General features: G+C 72.2%; 12 protein-coding genes. 5 read left to right on the forward strand and 7 right to left on the reverse strand.

Annotated features, from left to right (window positions below; genetic code table 11):
* Window positions 1-53: 53 nt before the first annotated feature.
* Window positions 54-2,015: a flavin monoamine oxidase family protein gene (locus tag OG444_RS32745; protein ID WP_327265495.1), complete on the forward strand. Its 1,962-nt coding sequence runs from the start codon at window positions 54-56 to the stop codon at window positions 2,013-2,015.
* Window positions 2,016-2,022: 7 nt separating this feature from the next.
* Here the strand turns inward: OG444_RS32745 and OG444_RS32750 are convergent, their stop codons facing one another.
* Complete coding sequence (locus OG444_RS32750) at window positions 2,023-3,975, reverse strand: CASTOR/POLLUX-related putative ion channel (RefSeq protein WP_327265496.1); 1,953 nt, start codon at window positions 3,973-3,975, stop codon at window positions 2,023-2,025.
* Between the two features lie 80 nt (window positions 3,976-4,055).
* Entirely contained in the window at window positions 4,056-4,640 is a 585-nt protein-coding gene (locus tag OG444_RS32755; protein ID WP_327265497.1) for a hydrolase, read from the reverse strand.
* Window positions 4,641-4,756: 116 nt separating this feature from the next.
* Here OG444_RS32755 and OG444_RS32760 point away from each other — a divergent pair, with 116 nt between their 5' ends.
* Window positions 4,757-5,317 carry a DUF6434 domain-containing protein gene (locus OG444_RS32760; RefSeq protein ID WP_327265498.1) on the forward strand — a complete coding sequence of 187 codons (561 nt, stop codon included), beginning with the start codon at window positions 4,757-4,759 and terminating at the stop codon, window positions 5,315-5,317.
* Between the two features lie 100 nt (window positions 5,318-5,417).
* Here OG444_RS32760 and OG444_RS32765 read toward each other — a convergent pair whose 3' ends face one another.
* Both OG444_RS32765 and OG444_RS32770 read right to left on the reverse strand, forming a co-directional pair.
* Window positions 5,418-6,080 carry a response regulator transcription factor gene (locus tag OG444_RS32765; RefSeq protein ID WP_327265499.1) on the reverse strand — a complete coding sequence of 221 codons (663 nt, stop codon included), beginning with the start codon at window positions 6,078-6,080 and terminating at the stop codon, window positions 5,418-5,420.
* Window positions 6,055-7,227, reverse strand: a complete 1,173-nt coding sequence (locus OG444_RS32770) for a sensor histidine kinase (RefSeq protein ID WP_327265500.1) — start codon at window positions 7,225-7,227, stop codon at window positions 6,055-6,057. The genes OG444_RS32765 and OG444_RS32770 overlap by 26 nt, the downstream gene beginning before the upstream one ends.
* Window positions 7,228-7,402: 175 nt before the next feature.
* Between OG444_RS32770 and OG444_RS32775 the strand changes: the two genes are divergently transcribed.
* The gene (locus tag OG444_RS32775; RefSeq protein ID WP_327265501.1) at window positions 7,403-9,673 is read left to right on the forward strand and encodes an MMPL family transporter; all 2,271 of its coding nucleotides are present in this window, start codon (window positions 7,403-7,405) and stop codon (window positions 9,671-9,673) included.
* A gap of 97 nt (window positions 9,674-9,770) precedes the next feature.
* Here the strand turns inward: OG444_RS32775 and OG444_RS32780 are convergent, their stop codons facing one another.
* Window positions 9,771-10,334, reverse strand: a complete 564-nt coding sequence (locus OG444_RS32780) for a dihydrofolate reductase family protein (protein ID WP_327265502.1) — start codon at window positions 10,332-10,334, stop codon at window positions 9,771-9,773.
* Between OG444_RS32780 and OG444_RS32785 the strand changes: the two genes are divergently transcribed.
* Window positions 10,228-11,472, forward strand: a complete 1,245-nt coding sequence (locus OG444_RS32785) for an enoyl-CoA hydratase/isomerase family protein (RefSeq protein WP_442810671.1) — start codon at window positions 10,228-10,230, stop codon at window positions 11,470-11,472. The two genes, OG444_RS32780 and OG444_RS32785, sit on opposite strands and share 107 nt — an antisense overlap.
* 96 nt (window positions 11,473-11,568) lie before the next feature.
* Here the strand turns inward: OG444_RS32785 and OG444_RS32790 are convergent, their stop codons facing one another.
* On the reverse strand, window positions 11,569-13,830 hold the full coding sequence (locus OG444_RS32790; protein ID WP_327265504.1) for an excinuclease ABC subunit UvrA: 2,262 nt from the start codon (window positions 13,828-13,830) through the stop codon (window positions 11,569-11,571).
* Between the two features lie 68 nt (window positions 13,831-13,898).
* On the opposite strand from OG444_RS32790, the gene OG444_RS32795 reads away from it, so the two are divergent.
* On the forward strand, window positions 13,899-14,711 hold the full coding sequence (locus OG444_RS32795; protein ID WP_442810673.1) for a TetR/AcrR family transcriptional regulator: 813 nt from the start codon (window positions 13,899-13,901) through the stop codon (window positions 14,709-14,711).
* Between the two features lie 82 nt (window positions 14,712-14,793).
* Here the strand turns inward: OG444_RS32795 and OG444_RS32800 are convergent, their stop codons facing one another.
* Entirely contained in the window at window positions 14,794-15,717 is a 924-nt protein-coding gene (locus OG444_RS32800; RefSeq protein WP_327265505.1) for an SDR family oxidoreductase, read from the reverse strand.
* Window positions 15,718-15,721 lie beyond the last annotated feature (4 nt).

Genomic DNA, 15,721 nt, shown 5'->3' on the forward strand with positions numbered 1-15,721 from the left:
CACCCGGGTGCCTTTGGGCGTTCAAGGCGCATGCGGGCCGGGAGAGTTGGTACATGATCATCGAACCCGTTCCCACACCCGATCCCGCGCCCGGCACCTCGGACGAGCCCGACCGGGCGCCCGCCCGGCGCCCGTCCCGCCGGACCGTGATCGCCGGTGCGGCCGCCGTCGCGGGAGCCGGCGCTCTGTCCGTCGCCGCCGCGTCCGCCGGGACCCCGCAGGCCCCGTCCGGCTCGGCGCGCCCCGACTGGGAGACCTGCCTCACGATCGCCCGGGCCATCCTCGTACGGGACGATGACGACGAGCCCCTGGTGCCCCGTTACTCCGACATCCTCCTGAAGCACGGCCTGCCGCGGTCCCGCACCCGCAAGAAGGTGCTGATCGTGGGCGCCGGGCCGGCCGGGCTCACCGCCGCCCACCTGCTGCGTGAGGCCGGACACGAGGTCACCGTCATCGAGGCCAACGGCAACCGGGTGGGCGGCCGGATCAAGACCTTCCGGACCGGCGGCCACGAGAAGTCCGCGGCCCCCTTCGCCGACCCCAAGCAGTACGCCGAGGCCGGCGCGATGCGCATCCCCGACAGCCACCCGCTGGTCACCGGACTGATCGACAGTCTCGGTCTCAAGCGGCGGCGCTTCCACCTGGTCGACGTGGACGGCTCCGGCCGCCCCGCCTACCGCACCTGGATCTACGTCAACGGCATCCGCGTCCGCCGCGCCGACTACGCGCGCAGCCCGCACACCCTCAACAAGTCCTTCGGGGTCCCGGCGGCCTTCGAGGGCCTGCCCGCCGCGCAGATCGTCCGCAACGCCTTCGCCCCCGTCCGCAAGGAGATCGAGGGCAAGAAGGACAAGCAGCTCGTCGAGGGCTGGGCGCGCGTCATCCAGCGCTACGGCCACATGTCGATGTACCGCTACCTGACCGAGGAGGCGAAGCTCGACGAGCGGACCATCGACCTGATCGGCACCGTCGAGAACCTCACCTCCCGACTGCACCTCGCCTTCGTGCACAGCTTCATCGGTGCCTCGCTGATCAGCCCGGACACCGCCTTCTTCGAACTGCCCGGCGGCACCGCCACCCTGGCCGACGCCCTCTACGCCCGCGTCGAGGACCTCGTACGGCTCGACCGCCGCGCCACCCGGATCACCCACGGGGAGGGCAGGGTCAGCATCGAGACCGTCTCGGAGGGCCGCGGCGGCAGCCCCGTGCGGCGCGAGACCTTCACCGGCGACACCGCGATCATCACCGTGCCCTTCTCCGGGCTGCGCCACATCCCCGTCGCCCCCGCGCTCTCGTACGGCAAGCGGCGCGCGATCACCGAGCTGCACTACGACGCGGCCACCAAGGTGCTGCTGGAATTCAGCCGCCGCTGGTGGGAGTTCGACGAGGCCGACTGGAAGCGCGAGCTGGAGGCGGTACAGCCCGGCCTGTACCGCAAGTACCAGCTCGGGCAGACCCCGCAGGACGGCGGTCTGCTCGGCGCCCACTCCTCCGTGTCGAACCGCGGTATCTCCGGCGCCCAGCGGGCCCACTACGCGGCCTGCCGCGCGGTCGGCCGTGACCAGCCCGAGGCGGCCCACGTCATCGGCGGCGGCTCGGCCACCGACAACCCCAACCGCTTCATGTTCCAGCCCTCCTACCCGGTCGAGGGCAGCGCCGGCGGGGTCGTGCTCGCCTCCTACAGCTGGTCGGACGACGCCCTGAAGTGGGACTCCCTCGACGACGAGGAGCGCTACCCCCGCGCGCTCGCCGGGGTGCAGGAGGTGTTCGGGCAGCGCATCGAGGTGTTCTACACGGGCGTCGGACGCACCCAGTCCTGGATGCGCGACCCGTACGCCTACGGCGAGGCCTCCGTACTGCTGCCCGGCCAGCACACCGAGCTCTTCCCCCACGTCCGCAAGGCCGAGGGGAACCTGCACTTCGCCGGATGTCACACCTCCATCAAGCCGGCGTGGATCGAAGGAGCGGTGGAATCCGCGGTGCGCACCGCCCTGGAGGTCCACTCCACCCTCTGAGCCCGGCTCAGCCCTCGGCGAGCACGATCAGCCAGTCGTGCTCGCCGAACCGGACGGGGCACCGCTTGTCCGGGTTGAGGTGGACGCCGTACCCGGGGCCCGTGGCGGCCTGCGCGCGCAGCCGGTAGCCGACCGCGCATTCGCCGCGACGGCGCGCCGACTCCACGAGGGTGGCGAAGGCCACCTCGTCACCGGTGCGCACGTAGTCCGCGACCGGCTTGAGGTGGAGCTCGCTCCCCTCCGCCTGGAACAACTCCTCGAAGACGTCCGCGAGGTAGGGGCTCTCCGAGATCTGGGTCATCAGGAGGCTGATCAGCCGGCCGCTGACGATGAAGTCGGCGCCCTCCCGGGCGGGGGCGAGCAGCCTGTTGCCGTCGTCGGACATCTCGGTGGTGAGCGACAGCTCGCGCTGCGCCGCCTCCCCGATCGCCCGCAGGTGCAGCAGGGTGACCAGCGTCCGGTCGTCCGTCTCCGTCCCGGTCTCCGGGGCGAGCGTGAGGTCGACCGCGCGGGCGGGGCCCGGGGCCGTCCGGGAGGCGGACTCGACGTCGGTCTCGCCGATGACGATCACGCTGTCGTACGACGGCACGTCCAGCTTGGCCAGCAGCTGGGGATCGGTGATGTCCCCGCTGCGGAAGGCCACTTCGAGACGGCTGTACGCACCCGCGATCGCGGAGGTGGTGCACATCGTCGGTTCGTCGCCGAGCGATACGACGTCCAGGGTGCTTCCGGGGCTCACGAACCGGTCGAGCTGCTCGACCATGAGCGGAGCGCGGCGGTTCCAGCCGAGGAGGAGCAGCCGTTCGGCCTCGGGCGTCCGGGGGCGGGCGGTGACGATCGCGTCCCGGTCGACGTACGGGGACGCGTCCGCCCGCAGGGCCGTGTCGTCGTCCTGCGAGATGAGGACGATCCGGTCGTCGGGGCCGATCGTCGTCGTGGGGTCCGGGTTGAGGGCGACGCCGCCCCCGGCGTGCAGCAGGCCGACCACGGAGGACGTGGTGAAGGCCAGCAGGGCCTCGCCGAAGGTGCTTCCGGCGAGGTCCCCGGCCGCGGCGGTGTAGAACTCGTCGCCCGCGAAGTCGAGCAGTTCCTGGTAGACGAGCGAGAGGCCGGGCTGGCGGGCGGTCTGGACGAGGAGCCGGGCGATGATGTCGTCGACGCACAGGACGTGGCCGCCGGGCTCGGCGGCCAGCCGGGCGGTGACCTGGTTGCGGGTGTCGCGGACGGCGGCGACCACCACCGCGCCACCGGGCTCGGGGTCCGCCGCGTAGAGGGCGAGCAGGGTCTTCACCACGTGGGCGTCACCGGTGTCCGCGTCGGGCGGCAGCACGAGCACGGCCTTCGCGGTCCGCGGACTCACCCGGGCCAGTTCGGCGGGGTCGGTGGTGCGGCCGTTGCGGCAGATGATCCTGGTCGTGCCGGTGTCGGTGACGGAGGTGAGGATCTCGTCCTCCATCTCCACCTTGTCCTTCGGGGCGAGGACGGCGATGGCCGACCTGCGCCGGTTGGCGTTGGCGGCCACCAGCTCCCCGACCACCGGGAAGATCTGGTCGGACCAGCCCAGCAGGACGGTGTGCCCGGACTCCAGCACGGTGGAGTGGCCGCGGCGGAGCAGCATGATGCGCCGGTTGATGCCGGTGGTGATCAGACTGACGAGGGTGGACACGAACAGCAGGGCGACCAGGGCGAGGGCCACGGAGGCCAGCACGTAGAGGGGGGACCCGACCGCGCCCCCGATCTTGAGGGTCTGTCCGACACTGACCCACACGGCGGTGAGCCGGCCGGAGAGGGTCGCGGGGGCGGCCCGGTCGGCCCATACGAGGACGGTGCTCGCCGGGACCACGACGGCGAGGCAGGCCAGGGCGAACCAGCCGATGAGCGCGGTGGTTCCCCCTGCCACCAGATTGTCGAACCGGTACCGAAGGCGCAGCCGTAGGGACGTCGTGTGCCGCTGCGCCATGAGAACTCCCTCGCCTTCCGCGCTGCTAACCCGCGGACGCCCGCACGGTTACGGGTGAACCGCCGTCGGCGCGCGGCCGGTCAGGGGCCCAGGGCCGCGATGACCTCGTCCGTGCTGCTGACCTTGCCGATGCGGGGGAAGATCTTGCCGAAGGTGTGGGCGTGCGAATCGGCGTCGGTGTCGGCGGTGGCGTCCTCCGCGAAGACCAGGTCGTAGCTGAGCTCCCAGGCCGTACGGGCCGTGGATTCGACGCCGACGCTCGTGGAGATGCCGGCCAGGACGATGCGGTGGATGCCGCGCCGGCGCAGCTGGAGGTCGAGCTCGGTGCCGGTGAAGGCGCCCCAGTGGCGCTTGGTGACGACCACGTCCCCGAGGGCGGCGAGCTCGGCGGGGATCTCGGAGAAGGCGGCGGGCGGGGCGGCGGCCGGCCCCGGGCGGTCCACGTTCGCGGTGGGCAGGTCGCCGCCGTCGGGGGACCACGCCACCTTGACCAGGACCACGGGCAGCCGGTGGGAGCGGAACGCCTCGGCGAGCGCGACGCCCTTCTCGAGGATCTCGGTGGCCGGCTTCGCGGTGGGCCGGGCGAGGATGCCCGTCTGGAGGTCGATGAGGACCAGGGCGGTGTCCTGACCAAGGGCGAGGGGGGTCGGTTCGGTGACGGTCATGAACTCTCCTGCGGATCCGGTGCGGGCAGGTACCGACACTAAGGGGAGCGCATTCGACTTCCGGGGAGCCCCTGCCGGTCTCCTCGCCGCATCCGCATCCCGATTAGGATGGGAACGTGAGTGCGAATAACGGAGAATCCCGACCCTCCCTGACGTCCGCGCTGACCGGGGCCGAGCTGCTGCGCTGGTACTGGACGCTGGCCGAACTGGCGGCGCTCGCACGGCAGATGGGGCTCCCGGCCGGCGGGGGCAAGGTAGCCGTCACCGCGCGGCTCGCCGCCGCGCTCGACGGACTCCCCGCACCCGCCGCCCCGGCGGCCCCCGCACCCCGCCGGGCCGGACGCCGGCTCACCGCGCCCGTCACCGGCGCGAGCGTGATCCCGCCGGGCCAGAACTGCAGCCAGGTGCTGCGCGCGTACTTCGTCCGCGAGATCGGACCCGGCTTCCACTTCGACGCCTTCATGCGGGACTACATCGCCGGGCATGCGGGCCACACCCTGGCCGAGGCCGTCGCCCACTGGCACGCGACCCGCGCACGCGCGGCCGAACCCCAGCAGATCGGCGCGCAGTTCGAGCTCAATCGGTTCCTGCGCGCCTGGCACGCCCGGCACCCGGACGGAACCCGCACCGAGGCCCTGGCGGCATGGCGGGACCATCGGGCCCGCCCCCGCGACTGACCACCGGCTCCGGCGCGGGTGAGGCGCGTGGAGCCGACGTGAGCCGACCGGTGCACTGATGTCCGGGCGGGGACTCAGGGGACATGGCCCGGCACCCGGCTCAGGTTCCGGGGAGGATGCGGCGCGTTTCGTAGGCCCACATCGCGATCTCGACCCGGTTGCGGGCGCCGAGTTTGGCCATCAGGCTGGCCAGATGCGTCTTCACCGTGCTGAGGCTGATGTGCAGTGCATCGGCGATCTCGGTGTTGGTCAGCCCGCGAGCGACGGCGAGGAGCACCTGCTCCTCGCGGGCGGTGACGGGGGAGACCGGCTGGGCCACGGGCCGGCCGGCGGGCAGGTCCGCGAATGCCTGGAGCAGACGGACGGTGACGCTGGGCGCAATGAGCGCCTCACCGCCGGACGCCGACCGTACGGCCTGGGCCAGAAGGTCCGGTCCCGTGTCCTTGAGGAGGAATCCGCGGGCGCCGGCACGCAGCGCGCCGTAGACGTACTCGTCGAGGTCGAACGTGGTGATGACGACCACGGCCAGCGGGTCGGCGACGCCCGGGCCGGCGACCAGCCGGGTGGCCTCGAGCCCGTCGAGTACGGGCATGCGAATGTCGAACAGGCAGACGTCGGGGCGCAGTTCGCGGGCCAGACGTACCGCCTCCCCTCCGTCGGCGGCCTCGCCGACCACCTCGATGCCGGGCTGGGCGTTCAGTATGATCCGCAACCCGGTGCGGATGATCGTCTGGTCGTCAGCGACGAGGACGCGAATGGACACGGCTCTCGCTCCTCGCTCTCGGCAGTTCGGCGTCGACATTCCAGCCCCGGTCGGTACCCGGGCCGGCTCGTAGTGTGCCGCCGAGCAGCGTCGCGCGCTCGCGCAATCCGGTAAGTCCGTATCCGTCGCGACCCCGGCCGGTGCGCCGGCCGTTGTCGCGCACGCTCACCCGCACCATGTGCCGTTCCGCGGCGACCCGGACGACGACCTCGGTCGCGTCGATCGCATGGCGCAGCGCGTTGGTCACCGACTCCTGCACGATCCGGTAGACGGCCGCGTCCACGGCCGGGGGCAGCGCGTCCAGCTCGCCGTCGAGCCCCAGGTCGACCTTGAGGCGACCACGCGGGGTGCGCACCAGGCGCTCCAGATCCGCGACACCGGCAGGCGGCGCCAGCTCGGCGCCGACCCCGCGGTCGCGCAGCGCGGCGACCATGGCGCGCATTTCCTCCAGCGTGCGCGCCCCTTCCTCCTCGACCCCCTCCAGCGCCTCCACGGCGGCGGACGGGTCGGTGCCCGCGAGCACCCGGCCCGCCTGGGCGATGATCACCATGGCCGACACGTGGTGGGCCACCGTGTCGTGCAGTTCCCGGGCGAGCTGCTCGCGCTCGCGGGAGCGCACCTGCTCCAACTGCCGATCGCGAGCGGTCACCCGGAACCGCACGGCAGCCCCGACCACGCCGGGCAGCAGCAGGAAGGCGAGGCCCACGACGTTCTCGACGACCGGGGTCTCGTCCGTGACGGAACACAGCGCGCCGGCCGCGAGGATCACCGCGCCGCCCAGCACGATCTCCCGTCCCGATCCCCACCGGGGCAGCGCGTACACCAGCACGAGCACGACCGCGCCGGTGTACAGGCCGACGGGCTCGCGCGGTGCGGCGACCAGCGAGGCCACCGGAAGCACGATCACCGAGCCGAACGCCAGCGTCACCATCGCCAGCGGGCGGGTCCGGCGCCACAGGGGCAGCAGGCACAGCCATACGGCGAGCACCACCGCCACCGGCCGCCACACGACGTTCTCGCGCAGGGTGGCCTCCAGCGCCACACCGGCAAGGCCCGCGGCGAGCAGCGCCCAGTCCCGCCGCACCCGGGCGGGCGCGTCGGGCGGCCGGGGTTCGGTCCACAGGGTTCGCAGGTCGTCTCGGAGCACGGTTCTCAGCCTAGGGACCGCGGCGTGCCGCGCATCGGCCGAAAGGATGGGTCGTCACTCCGCCCCGGGGCCGACGGATCCGCGGCCCGCGGGCCGATGCCGCGGAGCGCCGTGGCGACGAGCCTCGGTATCGGCGGCCGTACAAGGACGGCCGACGAGGTGGTGGGAGGAACAGATGCTCTCGAAAGTCCTGTTGCGCCTGGGCGGGGGTGCGGCCCGCCATCCCTGGCGGGTGATCGCGGCATGGCTGATCGCCGCCACGCTCGCCGTCCTCGCCGCCGTCGCCTTCGGCGGGCGGACCGCGGACTCGATGACCGCTCCAGGACTGGACTCCCGACGGGCCGCGGAACTGATCGAGCGGGCAGGCACCGGCCAGGAGGGGATGACCGCCCAAGTGGTCGTCACCCCCCTCGATGGCGGTGCGACGTTCTTCGACGACGACGGCGCGCGCACCGCTCTCACGCGGCTGCGGACCGAGGTGAACCGGCTGCCGCACGTGCTCGGCACGAGCGACCCGGCGGGGGCGCTCGACGCGGGCGGGGACACCGCCGTGCGCGGCGGCCTCGTCTCGGCCGACGGGCGGATCGCGGTCGTCCGGGTGCAGTACCCCGACCAGAGCCGGCTGTCGGGCGAAGACCTCGACGCCCTCGTCGATCTCGGCGACCGGCTGCGCGCCGAGCTGCCCCTGCGCATCGAGATGGGCGGGAACCTCTTCTATGCCTTCTCCGACCCCGACGGCGGCGTGAGCGAGCTGATCGGTCTCGTCGCCGCGGCCGCGATTCTCTTCCTGGCGTTCGGTTCGCTCGTCGCGGCCGCGCTGCCGATCGGCATGGCGGTCTTCGGACTGACCGTCGGCGTCGCCACGATGACGGTACTGGCGGGGGTCACGGACGTCCCCACCTTCGCACCGGTCCTGGGCAGCATGGTCGGGCTCGGAGTGGGCATCGACTACGCGCTGTTCGTGCTCGCCAGGCACCGGGAGTACCTCGCGCGCGGGCTCGATCCGCACGAGGCGGCCGGACGAGCGGTGGCCACGGCGGGGCGGCCGGTGGTCTTCGCCGGCGGAACCGTCGTCGTGTCGATCCTCGGCATGGCGGTCGCGAACGTGCCGTTCATGACAGTGGGCGGGCTTGCCGTCTCGATCGTCGTCCTGACCATGGTGCTCGCGTCGGTGACGCTGCTGCCGGCCCTCCTCGGCGCCGCCGGCCCACGCCTGGCCCGGGCCGGCCGGATCGGCCGGGCTCTGCAGACCGGGAAGCCGGGCCGACTCGCACGGCGGCGGGACCCGGCGGCGGGCGCCGCTCCCGCCGCCGGTTGGCGGCGCTGGATCGGGCACGTCAACCGGCACCCGGTGCCGTACGCGATCGGCGCGGCGGGGCTGCTGCTGACCGCGACGCTGCCCGTGCTCGGCCTGCGCGTCGGCCTGCCCGACGACGGCTCACTGCCCCACAGCCGTACCGAGCGCCGCGCCTACGACCTCGTCGCCGAGGGGTTCGGCCCGGGCACCAACGGTCCCCTCGTCATCGCCGCGGACCCCACCGGTGATCCGGGAGTGCTGGACCGACTCGTCGGGGCGGTCGCGGCGGATCCGGGCATCGCATCCGTCGCGCCGACGCACATCGATCGGGCCACCGGCATCGCGACCCTCGTGGTGTTCCCGACCACCAGCCCTCAGGACAAGGCCACGGCCGACACCATCGCCCGGCTGCGCACCGACGTGCTGCCCACGGCGATCGGGCACGGCCCGGCCAGGGCCCACGTCGGCGGCGCCACCGCGAGCCTGTCCGATGTGGGCCGACGCACCAGCCAACGCCTGCCGGTGTTCGTCGCCGCCGTGCTGGCGATGTCGTTCCTGCTGCTGATGCTGGTCTTCCGCTCGATACTCGTACCGCTCAAGGCGGTCCTGCTGAATCTGCTGAGCATCGGCGCGGCCTACGGCATCATGGTCGCGGTCTTCCAGTGGGGCTGGGGAGGCGCACTCATCGGGCTGGAAGCGACGGTTCCGATCGTGTCGTTCATCCCGATGTTCCTCTTCGCCATCCTGTTCGGCCTGTCGATGGACTACGAGGTGTTCCTCCTCTCCCGCGTACGCGAGGAGTACCTGCGCACCGGCGACAACGGCACGGCGATCGTCGAGGGCGTCTCGCGCACCGCCCGGATCATCACCTCGGCCGCCCTCATCATGGTGGCGGTCTTCCTGTCCTTCGCCGTCGCCGAGGACCCCTCCACCAAAATGTTCGGGCTCGGCCTGGCCACCGCGATCTTCATCGACGCCACGGTCGTACGCATGGTGCTGGTACCGGCGACCATGACGCTCCTCGGCCGGACCAACTGGTGGCTGCCGAAGTGGCTGGACCGGATGCTTCCCCGCGGCCCGGTCGGCACCGACGACACCGACGCGGAATCCACGGGTGAGGCCCCGCGTCCACGGCTGGTTGACCGTTGACTCAACTCCTGCCCGCCGTTGGCGTCCGGCACCTCAGCACGTCACCCAGGGGCATATCGAGCGGCACCCGCACATTGATCACGACTCGATGCGCGCCCTACGCGCGCTCGTAGCGCAGCAGGACCACGCCGTTGCCGAAGGTGCGGGTGTCGGTGTGCCGCAGGGTCACCGGACGGTAGTCGAGGGTCTGGAAGAGCGGCGTGCCACGCCCGATCCGTACCGGGTGCACGTAGATCCGGAACGCGTCCACGAGGTCCTGGCGCAGGAACGAGGTGGCGAGATCCGCCCCGCCCAGCGTCAGGTCGCCGCCAGGGGCCGCCTTGAGCGCGGCGACCTCCTCGGGCACGACGTCCCGCACGATCGTGGTGTTCCACTCCGCCGACCGCAGGGTGCGCGAGTACACGTACTTGGGCTTGGACCGCCAGATCTCGGCGAACTCGGCCACCGCACCGGCGTTCGCGGGATCGGCGTCGGCGGTCGGCCAGTAGTCCGCCATCAGCTGGTGCGTCACGCGCCCGCTGAGGAAACCGCCCGCCGCGCTGAGCACGTCGTTCATGTGCTGGTGCAGCTCTTCGTCCACTTGGTGCCAGCCGATGTCCCGGTCCGGCCCCTCGATGAACCCGTCGAGCGACACCCCCGCCATCAGCACGATCTTCCTCATGGCCGACCACGGTACGCGCCGGGAGCGCCCGGCGCCGGGAGCGGCGCGGGCCGCGGTGATACTGGCCGGTGTGAAGACCGAAGACGCGCAGACCGAAGACGCGAACACCGTGCTGTTCCACACCGACGGCCGGACCGGGGTGATCACCCTCAACCGCCCCAGGGCCATCAACGCCCTCACCCACCCCATGGTGATCCGCATCGACGAGGCCCTCGCCGCGTGGGCGGACGATCCCGCCGTCCAGCAGGTCCTGATCCGCGGCGCCGGTGAGCGCGGTCTGTGCGCGGGCGGGGACATCCGGGCCATCCACGACGACGCCAAGGCCGGGAACACCGCCTCGGCCGACTTCTGGCGCGACGAGTACCGCCTCAACGCCCGCATCGCCCGCTACCCCAAGCCGTACGTCGCCCTCATGGACGGCATCACCATGGGCGGCGGCGTCGGCGTCTCCGCGCACGGCTCGGTCCGGATCGTCACCGAACGCTCTCGCGTCGCCATGCCCGAGACCGGCATCGGCTTCGTCCCCGACATCGGCGGCACCCACCTGCTCGGCCGCGCACCCGGCGGACTCGGCACCCATCTCGCCCTCACCGGCACCGCGGTCGGCGCCGCCGACGCGCTGCTGTGCGGGCTCGCCGACCACTTCGTACCGGCCGGCCGGCTCCCGGAACTGACCGCCGCCCTCGCCGGGGCGCCCGCACACGAGGTGCTCCCGCGGTACGCCGCCACCCCCGGGCCCGGTGAACTCGCCGACCGGCGCGGCTGGATCGACCACTGCTACGCGGCCGACACCGTCGAGGAGATCGTGGAGCGGCTGCTCGGCCAGGGGGAGCCCGCCGCCAAGGAGGCCGCCGAGACGATCCTGGCCAAGTCCCCGACCGCCCTCAAGGTCACCCTGGCGGCGCTGCGCCGTGCCGCGGCCCTCGGCACGCTGGAGGGGGTGCTGGTCCAGGAGTTCCGCATTTCCTGCAACGCGCTGGCCTCGCCCGACCTCGTGGAGGGCATCCGGGCGCAGGTCGTCGACAAGGACCGTGACCCGCACTGGTCCCCGGCGACCCTGGCCGAGGTGAGCGGCGCGGACGTGGAGCGCTTCTTCGCCCCGCTCGGCGAGGACCGCGAACTGCGCCTGCACTCCTAGGAGACCCGCCCACCGTCGTCTCGCCACGGCCGGCGCGCGCGCCGTACGCAGCCTGCCGCATCCGGCGGGCGGCCGCGTACGGCGTACGGCCTCGCGCTACGAGCCGACGTACTCCCGCAGGTGGCGGGCGGTCAGGGTGTCCGCATCGGCCACCAGCGTCGCCGGAGTGCCCTCGAAGACGACCCGGCCGCCGGCGTGGCCGCCACCGGGGCCGATGTCGATCAGCCAGTCGGCGTGCGCCATGACCGCCTGGTGGTGCTCGATGACGATCACCGAGTTCCCGTCGTCGACGAGCCGGTCCAGCAGGGCCAGGAGCTTGTCCACGTCGGCCATGTGCAGGCCGGTCGTCGGCTCGTCCAGGATGTACGTCGAGGACTTCTCGGCCATGCTGATGGCGAGCTTGAGGCGCTGCCGCTCGCCGCCCGACAGGGTGTTGAGCGGCTGCCCGAGCCGCAGGTACGACAGGCCGACGTCGACCAGGCGCCCGAGGACGGCGCGTGCCTGGCCGGTGGGGAAGAACTCGTGCGCCTCCGCGACCGGCATGTTCAGCACCTCGCTGATGTTCTTGCCGCGCAGCCGGTACGTCAGCACCTCGGGGGTGAAGCGCTTGCCCTCGCACTCCTCGCAGACCGAGGCGACCGCGGCCATCATGGCCAGGTCCGTGTAGACCAGCCCGAGACCGTTGCACTTGGGGCAGGCGCCCTCCGAATTGGCGCTGAACAGCGCCGCCTTGACCCCGTTGGCCGTGGCGAAGGCCGTCCGGATCGGCCCCAGCAGGCCGGTGTAGGTGGCCGGATTGGAGCGGCGCGAGCCGCGGATCGGCGACTGGTCGGCGACCACCACACCGTCGCGCCCGGCCAGGTACCCGTGGATCAGCGAGCTCTTCCCGGAGCCCGCGACTCCGGTCACCACGGTCAGTACCCCGAGGGGCACCTCCACGCTGACGTCCTTCAGGTTGTGCAGATCCGCGTCCTTGACCGACAGCTGGCCGCGCGGGGTGCGCACCGACTCCCGCAGCCGCGCCCGGTGTCCGAGATGGCGCCCGGTGAGGGTGTCGGAGGCGCGCAGCCCGGCCACGTCCCCGGTGTAGCAGAGCTGTCCGCCGGCCGTGCCCGCGCCGGGGCCGAGGTCGACGACGTGGTCCGCGATCGCGATGACCTCGGGCTTGTGCTCGACGACGAGGACGGTGTTGCCCTTGTCGCGCAGCCGCAGCAGGAGGTCGTTCATGCGTCGGATGTCGTGCGGGTGCAGGCCCGTGGTCGGCTCGTCGAAGACGTAGGTGACGTCGGTGAGCGAGGACCCCAGGTGCCGCACCATCTTGACCCGTTGCGCCTCGCCCCCGGACAGGGTGCCGGAGGGGCGGTCCAGGCTGAGGTATCCCAGGCCGATCTCCACGAGCGAGTCGAGCAGGTCCCGCAGGTTCGCGAGCAGCGGGGCCACGCTCGGGTCGTCGATCCGGCGGACGAAGGAGGCCAGGTCGCTGATCTGCATCGCCGAGCACTCGGCGATGTTCATTCCGTCGATGCGCGAGGACAGTGCCGCCGCGGACAGGCGGGTGCCGCCGCAGTCGGGGCAGTCCGTGAAGACCACGGCGCGGTCCACGAAGGTCCTGATGTGGGCCTGCATCGACTCGCGGTCCTTGGACAGGTACGTCCGCTGGATCTTCGCGACCAGGCCCTCGTAGGTGAAGTTGTTGGCACCGGCCTTCACCTTCACCGGGCTCTTGTGCAGGAAGTCGGCCCACTCCTGCTCGGAGAAGTCCTTGAGCTTCGTGTCGGGGGAGTAGAAACCGGAGTTGGCCATGATCTGCCAGTACCAGGTGTCCACGGCGAAGCCGGGGACGGTGATCGCGCCCTCGTTGAGGGAGAGTTCGCGGTCCACCAGCTGGTCCACGTCGATGTCGGAGACCTGCCCGATGCCCTCGCAGTGCGGGCACATGCCGTCCGGGGCGTTGAAGCTGAAGGCGGTGGACGAGCCGACGTGCGGGACGCCGAGGCGGGAGAAGATGATCCGCAGCATGGTGGAGGCATCGGTGGCGGTGCCGACCGTGGACCGGGAGTTCGCCCCCATCCGCTCCTGGTCGACCACGATGGCGGCGCTCAGGTTGTGCAGCCCGTCCACGTCCGGCCGGCCCAGGCTCGGCATGAAGGACTGGATGAAGGCGGTGTACGTCTCGTTGATCATCCGCTGCGACTCGGCGGCGATGGTGCCGAAGACGAGGGAGGACTTGCCGGAGCCGGAGACACCGGTGAAGACGGTGAGCCGGCGCTTGGGGATGTCGAGGGAGATGTCCGTGAGGTTGTTCTCCCGCGCTCCGCGGACCTGGATGACCTGATGACTGTCGGCGGCGATCTGCACGGAACTCCTCGCGTGGCGGTGTCTCGAGCTTACTTTGTACACTGTACTCTATACGCTGTAGTGAATTATTGGCCACGCGATCGGAGGACCCGGACATGGTGAAGGACCGCAGTGGGGCGGGCGACCCCGTCCGCACGCTGGAGCTGCTGTGGCGGGACACCGGACAGCCGGCCCAGCCGGGGCGGCGCGGCCCCCGGCAGGGCCTCACGGTGGACGCCGTCGTCCGGGCCGCCACCGAGCTGGCCGACGAGGCGGGGCTGCCCGCGCTCACCATGCGGGCGCTGGCCCAGCGCCTGGGCGTGACGCCGATGACCCTCTACACCTACGTCCCCGGCAAGGCCGAACTCCTCGATCTCATGCTGGACGAGGCGTACGAGCGCATGGAACGCCGCACACCGGGCGACGGGGACCCCTGGCAGACGAAGGTCACCCGCGTGGCCGAGGACAACCGGGACCTGCTCACCCGGCACCCCTGGATCGCCGACCTGGCCGTCACCCGCCCGCCGCTGGGCCCCGGAGTGATCGGGAAGTACGACTACGAACTGGCCGCCTTCGAAGGCATCGGGCTCACCGACATCCAGATGGACGCGGCCCTGGCCCACCTCCTCGGCTTCGTCCACGCGCACGCCCTGGGGGTTGCCGACGACGCGGCGCACAACAGCCGCCAGAGCCAGGAGGACTGGTGGGCCGTCAGCGAGCCGCTGCTCGGAAGGGCCCTGGACCCCGAGCGCTACCCGCTCGCCGGCCGGGTGGGCAGCGCCGTCGCCGGCTACCACCCCCAGACGCTCTGGACCTTCGGCCTCCAGTGCGTCCTCGACGGACTGGCCCGCCTGATCGACTCCGGCCCGCGGCACCGGAGCCAGCTCCCTGATCCGGCCTGATCGGCAGGACACCCCCCGGGGGCGAAACCGCCCCGGCGGACCTGCCGTTCGCCCGCAACACTGCGACGGGCACCGCCGTCGCTCAGCGGTAGCCGGTGGTGTCCGCCGGCCGGTCCGGGTCCTGGACCTCGACCATGTAGCGCCATGCGTCCGGGCGGCTGCCGTCGAGGTCCGTGAAGCCGTAGACGCCCGCGAGCTGCCCGCTGGAGAGGGACCGGCCGTTCCAGCGCGCCACCTCCGGGTCCCCGGCGAGCGCCGCGACCGCCCGGCCCACGTACGCAGGGGTCTCGGAGATGGCGAAGTGCGGGACCTTGGTGAGCGCGTCCCGCCAGTTCGCCTCCGTCACCCCGAAGGTGTCCAGCATCATCTCCGAGCGCAGCCAGCCCGGGGTCAGCGCCACCGCCGTCGCCCCGCGCGGTCCCAGCTCGTGCCCCAGCGCGAACGCCATGCGCAGCACCGAGGACTTGGCGATGTCGTAGAAGAAGGACACCCGGTACCGGCTCGCGTTGTACTCGGCGGTGCCGTCCGTCATCTCCACCACCAGCCCGCCCGGCTCGCGCAGCAGCAACGGCACCGCGAAATGGCTGGTGACGGCGTGGGTCTCCACCGCCAGCCGCAGCAGCCGCAGCCCCTTGTCCAGGTCGTGCTCCCAGACCGTGCTCTCCCACTCGAAGAGCAGCTCCCCGCCCCAGATGTCGTTGACCAGGACGTCCAGGCGGCCCTGTTCGGTGTCGATCCGCCGGACCAGCGCCTCCACCTCCGCCGGGACCAAGTGGTCGGCGACCACCGGGATCCCCTCGCCGCCCGCCGCGGTGACCAGCTCGGCGGTCTCCTCGATCGTCTCGGGCCGGTCGTACTCCGAGCGCCTGCCCCGGGTGCTGCGCCCCGACACGTACACGGTCGCGCCCCGTGCGCCCAGCTGGACCGCGATGCCCCGGCCCGCGCCGCGCGTCGCCCCGGCCACGAGGGCCACCCTGCCTTCGAGAGTTCGCTGTGTTTCCGGCATGCCC

Origin of the sequence: Streptomyces sp. NBC_01232, from assembly GCF_035989885.1 — a bacterium.
GTDB lineage: Bacteria > Actinomycetota > Actinomycetes > Streptomycetales > Streptomycetaceae > Streptomyces.